The sequence below is a fragment of the Methylocystis parvus OBBP genome, from assembly GCF_027571405.1.
Lineage (GTDB): Bacteria > Pseudomonadota > Alphaproteobacteria > Rhizobiales > Beijerinckiaceae > Methylocystis > Methylocystis parva.
Genome location: NZ_CP092968.1, coordinates 40,062 through 55,366, shown reverse-complemented (window position 1 = coordinate 55,366; position 15,305 = coordinate 40,062). Strand labels below are relative to the sequence as shown.

General features: G+C 63.6%; 14 protein-coding genes and 1 pseudogene. 2 read left to right on the top strand and 13 right to left on the bottom strand.

Features of this window, described 5'->3' with window-relative positions; all coding sequences use genetic code 11:
- Nucleotides 1-51: 51 nt before the first annotated feature.
- Nucleotides 52-1,155, bottom strand: coding sequence for a lysine-2,3-aminomutase-like protein (locus tag MMG94_RS00285; RefSeq protein ID WP_016918467.1), 1,104 nt, complete (start codon nt 1,153-1,155; stop codon nt 52-54).
- A gap of 200 nt (nt 1,156-1,355) precedes the next feature.
- Between MMG94_RS00285 and MMG94_RS00280 the strand changes: the two genes are divergently transcribed.
- The gene (locus MMG94_RS00280) at nt 1,356-1,562 is read left to right on the top strand and encodes a hypothetical protein (protein WP_016918466.1); all 207 of its coding nucleotides are present in this window, start codon (nt 1,356-1,358) and stop codon (nt 1,560-1,562) included.
- Nucleotides 1,563-1,566: 4 nt separating this feature from the next.
- Here the strand turns inward: MMG94_RS00280 and epmA are convergent, their stop codons facing one another.
- Nucleotides 1,567-2,607, bottom strand: a complete 1,041-nt coding sequence (gene epmA / locus MMG94_RS00275; RefSeq protein ID WP_026016042.1) for an EF-P lysine aminoacylase EpmA — start codon at nt 2,605-2,607, stop codon at nt 1,567-1,569.
- Nucleotides 2,608-2,756: 149 nt separating this feature from the next.
- Here epmA and efp point away from each other — a divergent pair, with 149 nt between their 5' ends.
- The gene (efp, locus tag MMG94_RS00270) at nt 2,757-3,326 is read left to right on the top strand and encodes an elongation factor P (RefSeq protein ID WP_016918464.1); all 570 of its coding nucleotides are present in this window, start codon (nt 2,757-2,759) and stop codon (nt 3,324-3,326) included.
- A gap of 40 nt (nt 3,327-3,366) precedes the next feature.
- Here efp and MMG94_RS00265 read toward each other — a convergent pair whose 3' ends face one another.
- The 11 genes and pseudogenes from MMG94_RS00265 to nuoH all read right to left on the bottom strand — a co-directional run bounded on the left by MMG94_RS00265 (nt 3,367) and on the right by nuoH (nt 15,289).
- Nucleotides 3,367-3,780 (bottom strand): very short patch repair endonuclease, encoded by a 414-nt coding sequence (locus MMG94_RS00265; RefSeq protein WP_016918463.1) that lies wholly within the window; start codon nt 3,778-3,780, stop codon nt 3,367-3,369.
- A gap of 4 nt (nt 3,781-3,784) precedes the next feature.
- Complete coding sequence (locus MMG94_RS00260) at nt 3,785-5,050, bottom strand: DNA cytosine methyltransferase (protein ID WP_016918462.1); 1,266 nt, start codon at nt 5,048-5,050, stop codon at nt 3,785-3,787.
- A gap of 263 nt (nt 5,051-5,313) precedes the next feature.
- Nucleotides 5,314-6,990, bottom strand: a complete 1,677-nt coding sequence (locus MMG94_RS00255; protein ID WP_026016041.1) for a ribonuclease J — start codon at nt 6,988-6,990, stop codon at nt 5,314-5,316.
- Between the two features lie 90 nt (nt 6,991-7,080).
- Nucleotides 7,081-7,764: pseudogene (locus tag MMG94_RS00250) on the bottom strand (biotin--[acetyl-CoA-carboxylase] ligase); the annotation flags it as partial.
- A 12-nt stretch (nt 7,765-7,776) separates the two neighbouring features.
- Nucleotides 7,777-9,213, bottom strand: coding sequence for an NADH-quinone oxidoreductase subunit NuoN (gene nuoN / locus MMG94_RS00245; protein ID WP_016918460.1), 1,437 nt, complete (start codon nt 9,211-9,213; stop codon nt 7,777-7,779).
- Between the two features lie 13 nt (nt 9,214-9,226).
- Nucleotides 9,227-10,735: an NADH-quinone oxidoreductase subunit M gene (locus MMG94_RS00240; RefSeq protein ID WP_016918459.1), complete on the bottom strand. Its 1,509-nt coding sequence runs from the start codon at nt 10,733-10,735 to the stop codon at nt 9,227-9,229.
- Complete coding sequence (gene nuoL, locus MMG94_RS00235; protein WP_016918458.1) at nt 10,735-12,780, bottom strand: NADH-quinone oxidoreductase subunit L; 2,046 nt, start codon at nt 12,778-12,780, stop codon at nt 10,735-10,737. Before nuoL ends, MMG94_RS00240 begins: the two co-directional genes overlap by 1 nt.
- A gap of 9 nt (nt 12,781-12,789) precedes the next feature.
- A complete protein-coding gene (gene nuoK, locus MMG94_RS00230) occupies nt 12,790-13,098 on the bottom strand; it encodes an NADH-quinone oxidoreductase subunit NuoK (RefSeq protein ID WP_016918457.1) in 309 nt (102 codons plus the stop codon).
- Nucleotides 13,099-13,110: 12 nt separating this feature from the next.
- Nucleotides 13,111-13,713: an NADH-quinone oxidoreductase subunit J gene (locus tag MMG94_RS00225; protein ID WP_016918456.1), complete on the bottom strand. Its 603-nt coding sequence runs from the start codon at nt 13,711-13,713 to the stop codon at nt 13,111-13,113.
- Between the two features lie 49 nt (nt 13,714-13,762).
- Entirely contained in the window at nt 13,763-14,251 is a 489-nt protein-coding gene (gene nuoI / locus MMG94_RS00220) for an NADH-quinone oxidoreductase subunit NuoI (protein WP_016918455.1), read from the bottom strand.
- A 3-nt stretch (nt 14,252-14,254) separates the two neighbouring features.
- Nucleotides 14,255-15,289: an NADH-quinone oxidoreductase subunit NuoH gene (gene nuoH, locus MMG94_RS00215; protein WP_016918454.1), complete on the bottom strand. Its 1,035-nt coding sequence runs from the start codon at nt 15,287-15,289 to the stop codon at nt 14,255-14,257.
- Between the last annotated feature and the right edge of the window lie 16 nt (nt 15,290-15,305).

The following is a 15,305-nucleotide window of genomic DNA, read 5'->3' as shown; positions in this document are numbered from 1 at the left end:
TGGAGGCGAAGACGCGAATAAAACGCGAATCGCGTCATTCTTGGGGCGATTCTAAAGGGCGTCGGCGTAACGATGCACGCGTCCCGCGCGGTCGGAGACCCGCCAGAAGCCGGGCGCTTCGGGCTCCATGGAGGCGACTGGAACCTTGCCGAAGCCGCCCGGAATGTCGAGCACATAGGCGGGAAGGCCGATCCCGGTGAGACGCCGCGCAAGTTCGGCGTGGATGCGCTTCCCCTCCTCGATCGACAGGCGGAAATGGCTGGTGCCCGGCGCGAGATCGGGATGGTGCAGATAATAGGGCTTCACCTGGAGCGATAGCAGATCGCGCATCAGTCGCTCCAGCGCGTCCGGGTCGTTATTCACGCCGGCGAGCAGCACCGTCTGAGAGAGCAAGGCCGCGCCCGCCTCTCGCAGCCGCAGGATCGCGGCGCGGGCGGACTCGGACAGCTCCCGCGAATGATTGACGTGCAACGCGACGTAAAGCGCCTTGCCGCTTTCGCGCAACGCCGCCAGCCGCTCGTCGGTGACGAGTTCAGGCGCCGCGGTCGGCGCGCGCGTATGGACGCGCAGGAGCGAAACATGCTCGATCTCGGCGATGCGCCGGGCGACCGCCGAAAGCCGGCGGGCCGAGAGCAGCAGAGGGTCGCCGCCCGTCAGAATGACTTCAACGACGCCCGGCGTTCGCCCAATGTAATCGAGCGCCGCCGCCGTCTCCGCCTCGCCCAATAATTCGCCCTTCCCGCGCCCGACCGTCTCGCGCCGGAAACAGAAGCGGCAATAGACCGGGCAAATGGTGAGGAGCTTCAGGAGAACGCGGTCGGGATAGCGATGCACGATCCCCGGCGTCGGGCTATGGGCCTCATCGCCGATCGGGTCCGCCAATTCGGCTTGGAGCGTCACGAGTTCACGCGAGTCGGGGACGAATTGCCGGGCGATCGGGTCCACAGGGTCGGCAGGGTCGATGAGCCCCGCGACCTCCGGCGTGACGGCGACGCTGTATCGGGCCTCGACCTTTGCGAGCGCTGCGCTCTCGCCCTCCGCCGGGAGCAAGCCGAAAGCGACGAGGTCTCTGACCGAAGCGGCCGTTCGACCCCGCGTCTCGCGCTGCGGCTTGCAAGGCGACCGCGCCGGCGCGTCTTCTTGCGTCAGTGACATGCCGATCCGCGGAACGCGCCGATGACAGGAATTCGCATTTTCACTCCGATTTCTTTCGAGGCGCTCTTATCGCTTTCGCCGCTTCGGACCGCAACGCGCGCTCATCCGCCTTAATTAACAATTATATATTGTTATATAGAATAAATCACATTGACATGCCCATTAGAATATCTAAACTGTAGACTAATAGGAGATCGGAAATGAGTCTGGACTATTTTCAAAACGGCGTCGGTTCCGCCCCCAGGACGCTGGGCGTCCGCATTCCGGCGAATGTGAATCTCAGCGCGCGGCCGCGCGTGGTCGCAGCATCGCGCGCGGACGCCAGCCATTTCGAGACAATGAGCCTCGGAATCCTACTCACAGCCGTCGCAGCCGTGCTCCCGCTGCTGATGATGCTGCATCAATAGCTCGTCAGGGCGTTCCGCGCTCCGCAACCGGCGTCCACAGCACCTGCTCGATCCGCTCGGCGCCCGTTGCGAGCATGACCAGCCTGTCGAACCCCAGCGCGACGCCCGAAGCTGGGGGCATGAAAGCGAGCGCCGCCAGGAAATCCTCGTCGATCGGATAGCGCTCCCCGTAAATCCGCGCTTTCTCCGCCATTTGCGCTTCAAAACGGCGGCGCTGCTCGGCCGGATCGGTCAGCTCCGCAAAGCCGTTCGCCAGCTCCACCCCGCAGACATAGAGCTCGAAGCGATCGGCGAAGCGCGGATCGTCCGCCCTGGCGCGCGCCAGCGCGGCTTCGCTGACCGGGTAATCGCAGAGGATCGTCGGCCGCTCGCTTCCAAGACGCTCCTCCACCTTCTCCGACAGGATCTTGCTGAAAAGATCCGACCATGTGTCGTCCCGGGCGACGCGTATCCCGTCCCGCGCCGCCGCTGTCGCGAGACCCTCGCGATCGTCGAGCACGGCCGCGAGATCGACGCTCGCATAGCGCGCAAAGGCCTCGCAGACCGTGACGATCTCCGGCTCCGCGAAGGGGTCGCAAGTCCGGCCGCGCCAAGCGAAGTCCGACGTCCCCGCCGCCGTCGCCGCCGCCGCCATCAGCCCGGCGCAGTCTTCGTAGATGCGCAAGGTCGGCTCGCCGGCGCGATACCATTCCAGCATGGTGAATTCCGGATGATGCAGCGCCGATCGCTCGCGGTTCCGAAACGCCCGCGCCAGCGTGAAAATTCGCTCTTCTCCCGCCGCCAGGAGTTTTTTGCAGGAAAATTCCGGCGAGGTGTGGAGATAGAGCCGGCTGCGCGCGCCGTCGCCGCCGATCAGCTCCGTCGAGAAAGCCGTCAGATGGGTTTCATTGCCGCCCGAGACCTGCAGCGCGACCGTCTCCACTTCGGCGAAGCCCTCGGCCCCAAAAAATCGCCGCGCCGCCGCCGTTATCGCGCCGCGCGCCTTGAGAACGGCCTTGCGATCGGCGTAAACATCCCGAGCCCACCAGGGCGAAGCGCGCGTCATGGGCCCTCTTTGCGATTTGAGCGTTGGGACCTCGGCGAGGGCCGATTGCTCCTGCGCGCGAAATATGGTCTTACCCCGTTCATAGACCAGCCCGGCCGAGGCCGGCAATGAACGCGGAGCCGGCGCGCCGGCAATGAAGGAACAAAACTGTGAGAGTCATCGCCAGCTCGATTCGCAAGGGCAATATCATTGAGCGTGAGGACGGCCAGCTTTACGTCGTGCTTACCGCCGAAAGCTTTTTTCCCGGCAAGGGCACGCCGACGACGCAGATCGACATGCGCCGCCTCTCCGACGGCGTGAAAGTCTCCGACCGCTACAAGACGACCGAGCAGGTCGAACGCGCCTTCGTCGAGGATCAGGACTTCAGCTTCCTCTATAATGACGACGACGGCTATCACTTCATGAATCAGGCGAGCTACGAGCAGATCGCCGTCCCGGCGGATACGGTCGGCGATCAGGCGCAATGGCTGCAGGAGGGCATGCAGTGCATCCTCTCCATCTTCAACGGCGTCGCGGTGGGCATCCAGCTCCCGGCGCGCGTGACGCTCGAAATCATCGAGACGGAGCCGGTCGTGAAGGGTCAGACGGCGTCGTCTTCCTACAAGCCGGCGAAGCTTTCCAACGGCGCCCGCGTCATGGTGCCGCCGCACATCCAGGCCGGCACGCGCGTCGTCATCCAGACGGAAGACGGCGCCTATGTCGAGCGCGCGAAGGACTGACGCGCTTTTCCCCTCTCCCTGCAAGGCTGGGAGAGGGACGCTAGAAAAATGCGCGCAGTTTTTTCTCCAAAGCGTCTTTGTCCTTCAATTCGCACTCCCAGACCGTCAGCGTCCGCCAGCCAAGTTCCGCGAGACGCGCGAAATTAGTCTCGTCGCGCGCTTTATTGCGCGCGATCTTGGCGCGCCAATAATCGGCGTTGGCTTTCGGCATGCGGGCGCCGCGCGCGCAATCATGCCCGTGCCAGAAACAGCCATGCACGAAGATCGCCTGCTTGCGCCCGACATAGGCGATGTCCGGGTTGCCCGGAATATCCTTGCGGTGCAGCCGATAGCCCGGCGCGAAGGAACGCAGCATCGCGCGGACGGCGCGCTCGGGAGCAGTGTCGCGCGATTTGACGGCGCGCATGATGGCGGAGCGTCGGGCGGGGCTTTCGACCTGCCGGGAAAGACGCATATGGCTAAGCCGCCTCCCGCATGACGCAGGCCTTCAGCAAAGGCTCGATCAGATGCGCCGCAATGTGCCGCACAGCCGGAACGACGACGCCGTCGCCTGTCAGATGATACGCCTCATTATAGCGTTCCGGCAGAATATAATCGTCCGGCAATCCCATCAGCCGCGCGGTCTCGCGCGCCGATATGAGCCGCGAGCGCACCTCGCCCTTTTCCACGACAAGCACGAATTGTCGGCTCGAGCCGCCGGCGGGCGTGCGCAGGCAACCGGCGACGTCGTCGAAACGCGCCTCCGCGCGCTGAACCTTCTCACTGTTCTCGTAGCGCGTGCGGCGATAGAGCGCGCCGACCATCTTGCGGCCCGCGCGCTTCGCCTCTTCGATCTTTGCGAGATTCACGTCGCTCATCAGGCCAATGAGTCTTTGCGTCTTCGCCGCGTCATGCCAGCAGACGCCATGCGGCGGGTCTTCGATGACGTTCGCGAGCGTCGCATTGCGCGGAGGCGGCGCGGGTAAACGCCACCAGAGCCAATTGGCTTTCAGATCGTCCGGCAAGCGGTTGTACGCAGCGATTAACGCTCGGCTGACAAAGGGTGACCTCCCCGTCATTGCGAGCATTTTCTCGAAGTCGGGTATACCCGACTTCGCAAGACCAGCGAAGCAATCCAGAGCCTCATCCCCGCCCTTGGATTGCTTCGTCGGCTTCGCCTCCTCGCAATAACGGGGAAGCGTCGAAAGAGCGTCGAGCGTCGCCACATCCTCGCGCGCGGCGACGATGAACAATCGCGGCCGCGACTGCGGGAGGAACAGCGCCGCGTCGATGACGAGCGCGCCGAATCTGTAACCCTCATCCGCCAGCGCGGCGCAGATCGACGTGAAATCCTTGCCGCCATGCGAGGTGAGCGCGCCGCAGACATTTTCCAGCACGATCGTCGTGGGCGCCCTGCCCTCCGCGCGCAGCGCCTTCATCAGCGACCAGAACGGCCAGAAGCTTCCCGAGCGCGCGCCCTTCAGCCCGGCGCCGGCGCCGGCGAGAGAAAGGTCCTGACAGGGAAAGGAAGCCCAGACGAGATCGGCGCGGCCGGGGAGCTGCGCGGTCGCAACCTTGGCGACGTCGCCGACATGGAGCGCCTCTCCGCCCCAATTGCGGCGATAGCTCTCGGCTTTTCTGGCGTCGACATCATTGGCGAAGAGGCAGGTCCACCCCTCCCCCAGCCCCGCGCGCGCCATGCCGCCGCCGGCGAAAAATTCATAGAAGGTGGGCTTGGCGGGCATGGGCGACTCGGGTTGACACGAAATGAGTTTAGCGATTACCGCGAAAATCGCGAACTGATCGTCTCTCGATCGTCACCTCTCAACCGTCATGGCCGGGCCTGTCCCGGCCATCCACGCCCGTCAACTGCGGCGAGCGCTGGTAGGGACCGGAGAACAACGCCTCAGCGTTCGTCTATCGGGAGAGAAGCCGCCCGGCGTGGATGCCCGCGACGAGCGCGGGCATGACGGACGAGAAGCGGGTCGGCTTGCTACCAACCGCCTCCCTACGACGCCGACACGACCATCACATGCACGATCGGCTTCTTGCCCCAAACGGAATTTATCGCGCCGCGCACCGAACGTTCGATGGCGGTGGAGATGGCGTCGGCGTCGCGGCGGCGCGCGCGCGGCAAGCCCTCGAAGGTCGCGAAGAGGGCCTCGTCGATCACTTCGCCCATATCCTCGCCGAATTTCCCTTTCTTGGGCACGCCGGCCGTCACCACATCCGGATCGCCGACCAGCTCCCCCTTTTTGTCGACGGCGAGCGCGATGGAGACGATCCCGGCGAAGGAGAGCTTGTTGCGCTCGCGCACCGCGCCGTCATCCTCGCCGATGACAACGTCGCCATCTTTCAGCAGACGCCCATGCGGCAACTGCTCGACGATCGACGGCGGGCCGGGCAGCAATTTCACCATGTCGCCGTCACGCGCCGAAATCACATGCTCGACGCCCTTCGATCTGGCGAAGGCGACATGCTGCGTGAGATGATGCGCCTCGCCATGCACAGGCACGGCGAATTTCGGCCGCACCCACTCATACATTTGCGCGACCTCGCCGCGGCGCGGATGGCCGGAGCAATGGACAAGGTGATCGTGATCGGTGATCACCTCGACGCCGAGATTGCAGAGATTGTTGATGACGCGATGCACCTCGCGCTGATTGCCGGGAATCGTGCGCGACGAGAAGATCACCCGATCGCCCGCGACGAGTTTGATCGAGGGATGATCGTTCTGCGACGCGCGCATCATCGCCGCGCGCGGCTCGCCCTGGCTTCCCGTCGCGATCACGACGGTCTTTTCACGCGGCAGGTTCGGCAGCATGTCCGGCGAATGAAAACCCGGCAGGCCGTCAAGATAGCCGCAATCTCGCGCAACCTGTACGACGCGATCCATGGCGCGGCCGGCCACGACGACCGTGCGGCCGCAGGCCAGAGCGGCTTCGGCGATCGCGCGCAAACGCGCGACATTGGAGGCGAAAGTCGTCACCAGAACGCGGCCCGGCGCTTCCGCGATCAGCGGCCTCAGCACGCGGGCGACGTCGCTCTCCGAAAAACTGTCGCCCTCGCGAAGGATATTGGTCGAGTCGCAGATCAGAACGTCGACGCCCTCGTCGCCCAGCGCGCGCAGACGCGCTTCGTCGATACGGTTGCCGACGCCTGGCTGCGGATCGATCTTCCAGTCGCCGGTATGCAGCACGACGCCGAGCGGCGTCTTGATCGCGAGCGCATTGGCCTCGGGGATGGAATGCGCCACCGCGACATATTCGACCGTGAAGGGATCGAGTTGGAGCACGGTCCCGGCGCTGACCGTGTGAATGTCGATATTGGGCGCGCCCGGCTCGTTGAGGCGGCGCACTTCCAGCAGCCCGGCCGCGAAAGGCGTCGCATAGACCTTGCATTTGAGCTTCGGCCACAATGTCGCCAGCGCGCCGATATGGTCCTCATGCGCGTGGGTGATGCAGATGGCGACAAGGTCCTTGGCGATCTTCTCGACAAAGGCGATGTCGGGAAAGACGACGTCGATGCCCGGCAGGTCCGCGCCGGGAAAGCCGAGACCGCAATCGACCATCAGCCATTTGCGCGCACGCGGCGTCCCGAAGCCGTAAAGCGCGAGGTTCATCCCGATTTCGCCGACGCCGCCAAAGGGCGCAAAAACAAAATCCGCCTGGGGAGCAGCCGTCATGCGCGCGCTCCCTCGGGTCTTGCGGGGGCCGACCAGCACGTCGCCAGCCTCGATCGCGCGACGCCCGTTTTGCGTTTCGAGGATCAGACGGCCGATGGCGTCGATCGTGTCGAAGCGGCCCACAAGCGTTTCATTCGCCGTCGCCACGCCAATCTCGTCGCCAAGCGATGCGGCGGAGGCGAGCCACTCGTCGCGGATCTGCGCAAAGCCTTCTCCGGCCCGCCAGATTTCAAGAATCTCGGCCAGCGCGTCGGAGAGGCGCTCGAAAAATGCTTCCGCAGCCGGGGCGGCGGGTCCGAGCGACGACAAAGCGCGCGCGGGATATGGCAGATCGGCGGGCGCTTCGGCGATATTGACGCCGATGCCTATAATCGCGACGGGAGATGTCTGCGCGTTGAGGCATTCGAGGAGAATGCCGCCGAGCTTCGCGCCGTCGAGCAGCACGTCGTTCGGCCATTTCAATCGGAACCCGTTCGCTCCGGCCGAGGCGCGCAGCGCGCGGATCGCGGCCACGCCAGCGACGAAGCCGAGTTCGGGCGCAACCCGCGCATCCTCGAATTCGCTATACACAAAGCTCGCATAGAGATTGCCCGCCGGCGAAACCCATTCCCGCCCGAGGCGCCCGCGTCCTCTGGTCTGGCGCGCGGCGACGATCCAGAGCGGACCGCGCTCGCCCGTTTCGATCAGACGGCGCGCTTCCTCATTCGTCGAGTCGATGTCACCGAGGGTTAGAAGGCGAACGCCGCGAGCGCGCGCAATATTGCCCAACTGCACGCGCTCACCTCATCAGAAAAGAGACTTGGCGGCCGCCGTCGCCGCATTCATGACCGGCGCCGGATAGAGCCAGAATCCGAGCATCGCGATCGTCGACGCTGCAAGAATGGCGCGCACGGCGAAAGGCGAGCGATCGAAGCCCGGCGCGGGTTCGTCGAAATACATGACCTTCACGACGCGCAGATAGTAGAAGGCCGCGACCGCCGAAGCGAGCACGCCGACGACGGCGAGCGGATAAAGCCCCGCATCCACCGCGGCGAGAAGCACGTAATATTTCGCGAAGAAGCCGGCGAGCGGGGGGATGCCGGCCAGCGAGAACATCAGCATGGCGAGGAAGAAAGCCATGAGACCGTTGGTGCGCGACAGCCCGGCGAGATCGGAGATGTTCTCGACATTGCGGCCGTTGACGCGCATGGCGAGGATCGCGGCGAAGGAGCCGAGCGTCATCACAAGATAAATGGCGAGATACACCGCGACGCCTCTGACGCCGGCCTCTGTGCCGGCGGCGAGGCCGATCAGCGCAAAGCCCATATGGCCGATGGACGAATAAGCCATGAGGCGCTTGATGCTGTTCTGACCGATCGCCGCGAAGGAGCCGAGCAGCGTCGAAGCGATGGCGAGGAACACGATGATCTGGCGCCATTGCGTCGTGATCGCCGGGAAGGCGGTGATGACGACGCGCACGGTGATGGCGACAGCCGCCATTTTCGCCGCAGAGGCGAAGAAGGCGGTGACCGGCGTCGGCGCGCCTTCATAGACGTCGGGCGTCCACATGTGGAAAGGCGCGGCCGACATTTTGAAAGCGAGACCGGCCAGGACGAAGACAAGGCCGAAGATCACGCCGATCGGCGGATGCTCCGTCACGGCCTGCGCGATGCCGGCGAAGGAGACCGTGCCCGAGAAGCCGTAAAGCAGCGACGAGCCATAGAGCATCATACCCGAGGACAGCGCGCCGAGAACGAAATATTTCAGCCCGGCCTCCGAGGCGCGCCCGTCGTCGCGCGCGAAGGCGGCCATGACGTAGAGCGCGAGCGACATCAATTCGAGGCCGAGATAAAGCGCGATGAGATTGTCGGCCGAGATCAGCAGCATCATGCCGAGCGTCGAGAGAAGGACCAGCACCGGATATTCGAACTTCTCGAGCCCGTTGCGCTGGAGCCAGTCGACCGACAGCAGGATCGACGCCATGGCGCCGATCAGCGTCAGCGCCTTCACGAAGCGGGAGAAGGCGTCGTCGATATAAGCGCCGTCGAAAACGGCCACATCCGCCTGCTTGCTCGACAGGACGATCGCGAGGATCGCAAGGCCGAGAACGCCGGTCGCGATTTCATCGACGAGGCTGAAGCCCTTCTCGCCGCGAAAGGCGCCGATGAGGATCAGCAGCATCACGCCGATGGCGAGGATGACCTCGGGAAGGAAGTGATGTCCGAGTTCTGCGAGGAAAGACATTTTCCGCCGTCCGTCAGTGGGCCGCCGCGGCGATCTTCACCGCGTCGAGAAAGGCCGTGTGGGATTGAATAAGGTGATCGACCGAGGCCTGCGTCGAGGTCAGGATCTGCCCCGGCAGCACGCCATAATAGATCGTCAGGGCGATCAGCGGCGCGAAAATCACGATCTCGCGCGGCGTCAGATCCATGATGTCCTTGAGGCTCGCCTTCTCCAGCGCGCCGAACACGACGCGGCGGTAGAGGTATAGCGCGTAGGCCGCCGAGAAGATGACGCCGCTCGTGGCGATGAACGCCACCCAGCTATTCGCCTTGAAGGCGCCGGCGAGGGAAAGGAACTCGCCGATGAAGCCCGTTGTGCCCGGCAGGCCGACATTGGCCATGGTGAAGAGCATGAACACGAACGCGTAGACCGGCATGCGGTTCACGAGGCCGCCATAGGCGGAAATTTCGCGCGTATGCATGCGATCATAGATGACGCCGACGCAGAGGAAGAGCGCGCCCGACACGAAGCCGTGCGAAACCATCTGGAACATCGCGCCCTGAACGCCCTGCGGATTCATCGTGAAGAGGCCCATCGTCACATAGCCCATATGGGCGACGGAGGAATAGGCGATCAGTTTCTTGATGTCCTCCTGCACCAGCGCAACGAGCGAGGTGTAGACAATGGCGATCACCGACATGGCGTAGACGAGCGGCGCGAAATACACCGACGCGTCCGGGAACATGGGGAGAGAGAAGCGGATGAAGCCGTAGCCGCCCATCTTCAACAGGATCGCGGCCAGAATGACCGAGCCCGCCGTCGGCGCCTCGACGTGAGCGTCCGGCAGCCAGGTATGCACCGGCCACATCGGCATCTTCACTGCGAAGGACGCGAAGAAGGCCAGCCACAGCCAGATCTGCATGTCCTTCGGAAAGTCGGTCTTCAGCAGAACCGCGATGTCCGTCGTATGCGCCTGATTGTACATCGCGAGGATCGCGACCAGCATCAGAAGCGAGCCGACGAGCGTGTAGAGGAAGAATTTGAAGCTCGCATAGACGCGCCGCTTGCCGCCCCAGACGCCGATGATGAGGAACATCGGAATGAGGCCGCCCTCGAAGAAGAGGTAGAACAGCACGAGATCCAGCGCGCAGAAGACGCCGATCATCAACGTCTCGAGCACGAGGAAGGCGATGAAATATTCCTTCACGCGCTTCGTGATCGACTCGAAAGAGGCGAGGATCGAGAAGGGCATGATGAAGGTGGTGAGGAGCAGCAGCGGCATGGAGAAGCCGTCGACGCCCATCTTATAAGTCAGGCCGGAGCCGAACCAGCTCTTCTCCTCGACGAACTGGAAGGCCGGGTTGGATGGATCGAAGCCGGTCCAGACGTAAAGCGACAGCGCGAAGGTTGCGAGCGTCGTGAGGAGCGACGCCCAGCGAATGTTGCGCAGGGTCGCCTCGTCCTCCCCCTTCTGCGTCAGCAGGAAGGCGGCGCCGACGAGCGGAAGAAACGTAAGGCCGGTAAGAATGCCGAACCCGAACATCAGCGCAGCCCTCCGGCGACGTAATAGGTGATGATGGCGGCGACGCCGATCAGCATGGCGAAGGCATAGTTGTAGATATAGCCGGTCTGGAGGCGCACGGCGATCTTGGCGCCGTCCGCGACGCGGGCCGCAACGCCGTCGGGACCGAGCCCGTCGATGATGGCGCCGTCGCCGCCCTTCCAGAACAGACGCCCGATCGCGAAGGCGGGCTTCACGAAGATGGCGTCATAGAGTTCGTCGAAATACCACTTGTTGAGCAGGAACTGGTAAAGCCGCGGGAAAGCGGCCCCGAGCTTCTGCGCCGTTCCCGGCTTGAGGATGTAGACGTAGAACGCGACGAGGAAGCCGAGCGCCGTCATGACGAAAGGCGCGAAACCGACCCAGTCGGGGATCTCGTGACGGGCGTGCAGAATGTGGTTGTGCTCGCCGGTGAAGAGCGCGCCCTTCCAGAATTCGTCATAGTCGTGACCGACGAAATAGGGATCGAACACGTAACCCGCCGCCACCGCGCCGAGCGCCAGCACCGCGAGCGGCGCAAGCATGACGACCGGCGATTCGTGCGGAGCGTGATGGCCGTGACCATGATCGTCATGCGCATGATCATCATGACCATGAGCCGCATGCGCGTGATCGTCATGACCATGCGCGTCGTGGCCATGCGCCTCGGCCTCCCCCGCAGGCTTGCCGAAGAAGGTCATGAACACCAGACGCCAGGAATAGAAGGACGTCAGGCCGGCCGCGACCACCGTCGAGACGAAGCCGATCATCGCCGCCGAGCCGTGCTGGCTGGCGGCAAAGGCCGCCTCGATGATCGCGTCCTTCGAGAAGAAGCCCGCGAAGCCGATCGAGGTGTGCGGCACGCCGAAACCGATGATCGCCAGCGTGCCGATGGTCATCATGGTGAAGGTGAAGGGAATCTTGTTCCACAACCCGCCCATGTGACGCATGTCCTGCTCGTGATGCATCGCATGGATGACCGAGCCGGCGCAGAGGAACAGCAGCGCCTTGAAGAAGGCGTGGGTGAAGAGATGGAACACGCCGATCGAATAGGCCCCGACGCCTTCGGCGACGAACATGTAGCCGAGCTGCGAACAGGTCGAGTAGGCGATGACGCGCTTGATGTCGTTTTGGACGAGGCCGACCGTGGCCGCGAAGAAGGCCGTCACGGCGCCGATAACCGTCACGAAGGCCGCCGCCTGCGGCGCATGCTCGAAAATCGGCGACAGGCGGGCGACCATGAAGACGCCCGCGGTCACCATGGTGGCGGCGTGAATGAGCGCCGAGACCGGGGTCGGGCCCTCCATCGCGTCCGGCAACCATGTGTGCAGGAAGAACTGGGCGGACTTGCCCATGGCGCCGATGAATAGCAGGAAGGCGGCGATTTCCAGCGCGTCGACATCCATGCCGAAGACATGGACCGGCTTGTCCGCGAGGCCCGGCACGGCGGCGAAGACCTCGTTGAAGGAGAGCGACTGCGTCAGCTGGAAGATGAGGAAGATGCCGAGCGCGAAGCCGAAATCGCCGACGCGGTTGACCACGAAGGCCTTGATGGCGGCGGCGCAGGCCGAAGGCTTCTCGTACCAGAAGCCGATCAGAAGGTAGGATGCGAGGCCGACGCCTTCCCAGCCGAAGAACATCTGCACCAGATTGTCCGCCGTCACCAGCATGAGCATGGCGAAGGTGAAGAGCGACAGATAGGCGAAGAAGCGGGGACGCGACGGGTCTTCGTGCATGTAGCCGATCGAGTAGAGATGCACGAGGCTCGACACCGATGTGACGACGACGAGCATCACCGCCGTCAATGTGTCGACGCGCAGCGCCCAATCGACCTTCAGCGCGCCGACCGTCATCCAGTTGGCGAGCACCGGCGTCACGCCCTGACTATGGCCGAGCGCCACGTCGAAGAAGGTGATCCACGACATGGCCGCGGACGCGAAAAGCAGGCCCGTCGTGACGAGCTCCGAAGGGCGCGGCCCGATCTTGCGCCCGAAGACGCCCGCGATCAGGAAGCCGAGCAGCGGCAGGAAGACGATTGCTTGGATCATCGCTTTGGATCAGCCCTTCAGCTCATTGATGTCTTCGACCGCGATCGTGCCGCGGTTGCGATAGAAGGCGACGAGGATCGCGAGGCCGATGGCCGCCTCGGCGGCGGCGACGGTGAGCACGAAGAGCGCGAACACCTGACCGACGAGATCGCCCAGCGACTGCGAGAAGGCGACGAAGTTGAGATTCACCGACAAGAGGATCAGCTCCACCGACATCAGGATAACGATGATGTTCTTGCGGTTGAGGATGATGCCCGCGACGCCGAGCGTGAACAGAATGGCGGCGACGACGAGGTAATGCGTAAGGCCGATGGTCATGGACTTTCCTCGTTAGACGCCCGTCCGGAACGGAACTTTCTTGATCTCGACGACATTCTTGGCGTTGCGCGCGTTCTGCTCGGCGATCTTCTGGCGCTTGACGTTCGGCTTGTGATGCAGCGTCAGCACGATGGCGCCGATCATGGCGGTGAGCAGCACCAGCGCCGACGTCTGGAAGAAAATCGCATATTTCGTATAGAGCACCTGGCCGAGCGCAGCAGTGTTGGAGACATTCGCGGCGATCGGGGTCTCGAGCAGGTTCTTGGCTTCGCCCGATGGCTGCCAGCCGACCGCGACCATGCCGAGCTCGGCGAGGATGACGACGCCGACGCCGGCGCTGAGCGGCAGATATTTGGCGAAGCCTTGCTTCAACTCCGCGAAATCGACATCGAGCATCATGACGACGAAGAGGAAGAGCACCGCGACCGCGCCGACATAGACGACGATGAGCAGCATCGCCAGGAATTCGGCGCCCGCGAGAAGGAAAAGACCCGCGCCGTTGCAGAAGGCGAGGATCAGGAACAGCACCGAATGCACCGGATTGCGCGCGAAGATCACGACGCAGGCCGACGCGATCATGATCGTCGCGAAGAGGTAGAAAAATACAGCCGCCACGGCCTCATCCTCTCATCATGAACCGCTCTGGCGCGGCTCGCAGTCGTTCTTACCGATAGGGCGCGTCGAGCGCGATGTTGCGCGCGATCTCGCGTTCCCAGCGCGCGCCGTTCTCGAGCAGGCGCTCCTTGGTGTAGTAGAGCTCCTCGCGCGTTTCCGTCGCGAATTCCTGGTTCGGCCCCTCGACGATCGCGTCGACCGGGCAGGCTTCCTGGCAGAAACCGCAATAGATGCACTTCACCATGTCGATGTCGTAGCGCGTCGTGCGGCGGGTGCCGTCGTTGCGGCGCGGGCCGGCTTCGATCGTGATCGCCTGAGCAGGACAGATCGCCTCGCAGAGCTTGCAGGCGATGCAGCGCTCTTCGCCGTTCGGATAACGGCGCAGCGCATGCTCGCCGCGAAAGCGCGGCGACTGCGGATTGCGCTCGTGCGGATAGTTGATCGTCGCCTTCGGCTTGAAGAAATAGCGCATCGACAGCCAGAAGGCGCTGACGAATTCCGACAGGAAGAGCGACTTGGCGGCTTGGTCCAGTCTCATGGCTTAGCTCGCGATCAGGCCGGGGCCGAACTGCAGCGCCGCGGCGACGATGACAACCATGACGAGCGAGATCGGCAGGAAGACTTTCCAGCCCAGCCGCATCAGCTGATCGTACCGGTAACGCGGCACGAACGCCTTCACCATGGCGAAGAAGAAGAAGAAGAAGCTGACCTTCAGGATGAACCAGATCACGCCCGGAACCCAGGTGAAGGGCGCGATATTGGCGGGCGGCAGCCAGCCGCCGAAGAACAGGATCGTCAGTAGCGCGCACATGGTCACGATCGCCACATATTCGGCGAGCATGAACAGCACATAAGGCGTCGCCGAATATTCGATCATGAAGCCCGCGACGAGCTCCGACTCGGCCTCGACAAGATCGAAGGGCGGACGGTTCGTTTCAGCGAGCGCGGAGACGAAGAAGATGACGAACATCGGGAAGAGGCGCAGCCAATACCATCCGGCCATGCCGTAGGCGGTGTCCTGCGCCCTCACAATGTCGGTGAGGTTCAGCGAACCGGCGCAGAGCAGCACGGTGATGATGACGAAGCCGATCGAGACCTCGTAGGACACCATCTGCGCGGCGGAGCGGAGCGCCGAGAGGAACGGATATTTCGAGTTCGACGCCCAGCCGCCCATGATCACGCCGTAAACGCCGAGCGAGGACAGCGCGAAGATATAGAGAATGCCGACATTGATGTCGCCGACGACCCAGCCGCCGTCCGACACGGGAATCACCGCCCAGGCGGCGATGGAGAGCGTCGCCATGATGAAGGGCGCAAACAGGAAGATCCCCTTATTCGCCGTATCGGGGATGACCGGCTCCTTGATCGCGAATTTGATGAAGTCCGCGAAGCTCTGCAGCAGGCCCCAGGGTCCGACGACGTTCGGTCCGCGGCGCAATTGCACGGCCGCCCAGATCTTGCGGTCGGCGAGAATGACATAGGCCACGTAGATCAGCAGAACGACCGCGATCAGCACGCTCTTGATGATGGCGAGCAGAACAGGGCTTTCGGCCAGATAAGCGGTGATGGCGTTCATCCAATCGCTCACGTCT

Coding starts and splice junctions, on each gene's coding strand:
- MMG94_RS00265 (WP_016918463.1), bottom strand. CDS start 3,780: ATGCGTCTTTCCCGGCAGGTCGAAAGCCCCGCCCGACGCTCCGCCATC.
- nuoH (WP_016918454.1), bottom strand. CDS start 15,289: ATGAACGCCATCACCGCTTATCTGGCCGAAAGCCCTGTTCTGCTCGCC.
- MMG94_RS00240 (WP_016918459.1), bottom strand. CDS start 10,735: ATGTTCGGGTTCGGCATTCTTACCGGCCTTACGTTTCTTCCGCTCGTC.
- nuoI (WP_016918455.1), bottom strand. CDS start 14,251: ATGAGACTGGACCAAGCCGCCAAGTCGCTCTTCCTGTCGGAATTCGTC.
- nuoK (WP_016918457.1), bottom strand. CDS start 13,098: ATGACCATCGGCCTTACGCATTACCTCGTCGTCGCCGCCATTCTGTTC.
- nuoL (WP_016918458.1), bottom strand. CDS start 12,780: ATGATCCAAGCAATCGTCTTCCTGCCGCTGCTCGGCTTCCTGATCGCG.
- MMG94_RS00285 (WP_016918467.1), bottom strand. CDS start 1,155: ATGTCACTGACGCAAGAAGACGCGCCGGCGCGGTCGCCTTGCAAGCCG.
- MMG94_RS00255 (WP_026016041.1), bottom strand. CDS start 6,990: ATGACGGCTGCTCCCCAGGCGGATTTTGTTTTTGCGCCCTTTGGCGGC.
- MMG94_RS00260 (WP_016918462.1), bottom strand. CDS start 5,050: ATGCCCGCCAAGCCCACCTTCTATGAATTTTTCGCCGGCGGCGGCATG.
- epmA (WP_026016042.1), bottom strand. CDS start 2,607: ATGACGCGCGCTTCGCCCTGGTGGGCTCGGGATGTTTACGCCGATCGC.
- MMG94_RS00280 (WP_016918466.1), top strand. CDS start 1,356: ATGAGTCTGGACTATTTTCAAAACGGCGTCGGTTCCGCCCCCAGGACG.
- nuoN (WP_016918460.1), bottom strand. CDS start 9,213: ATGTCTTTCCTCGCAGAACTCGGACATCACTTCCTTCCCGAGGTCATC.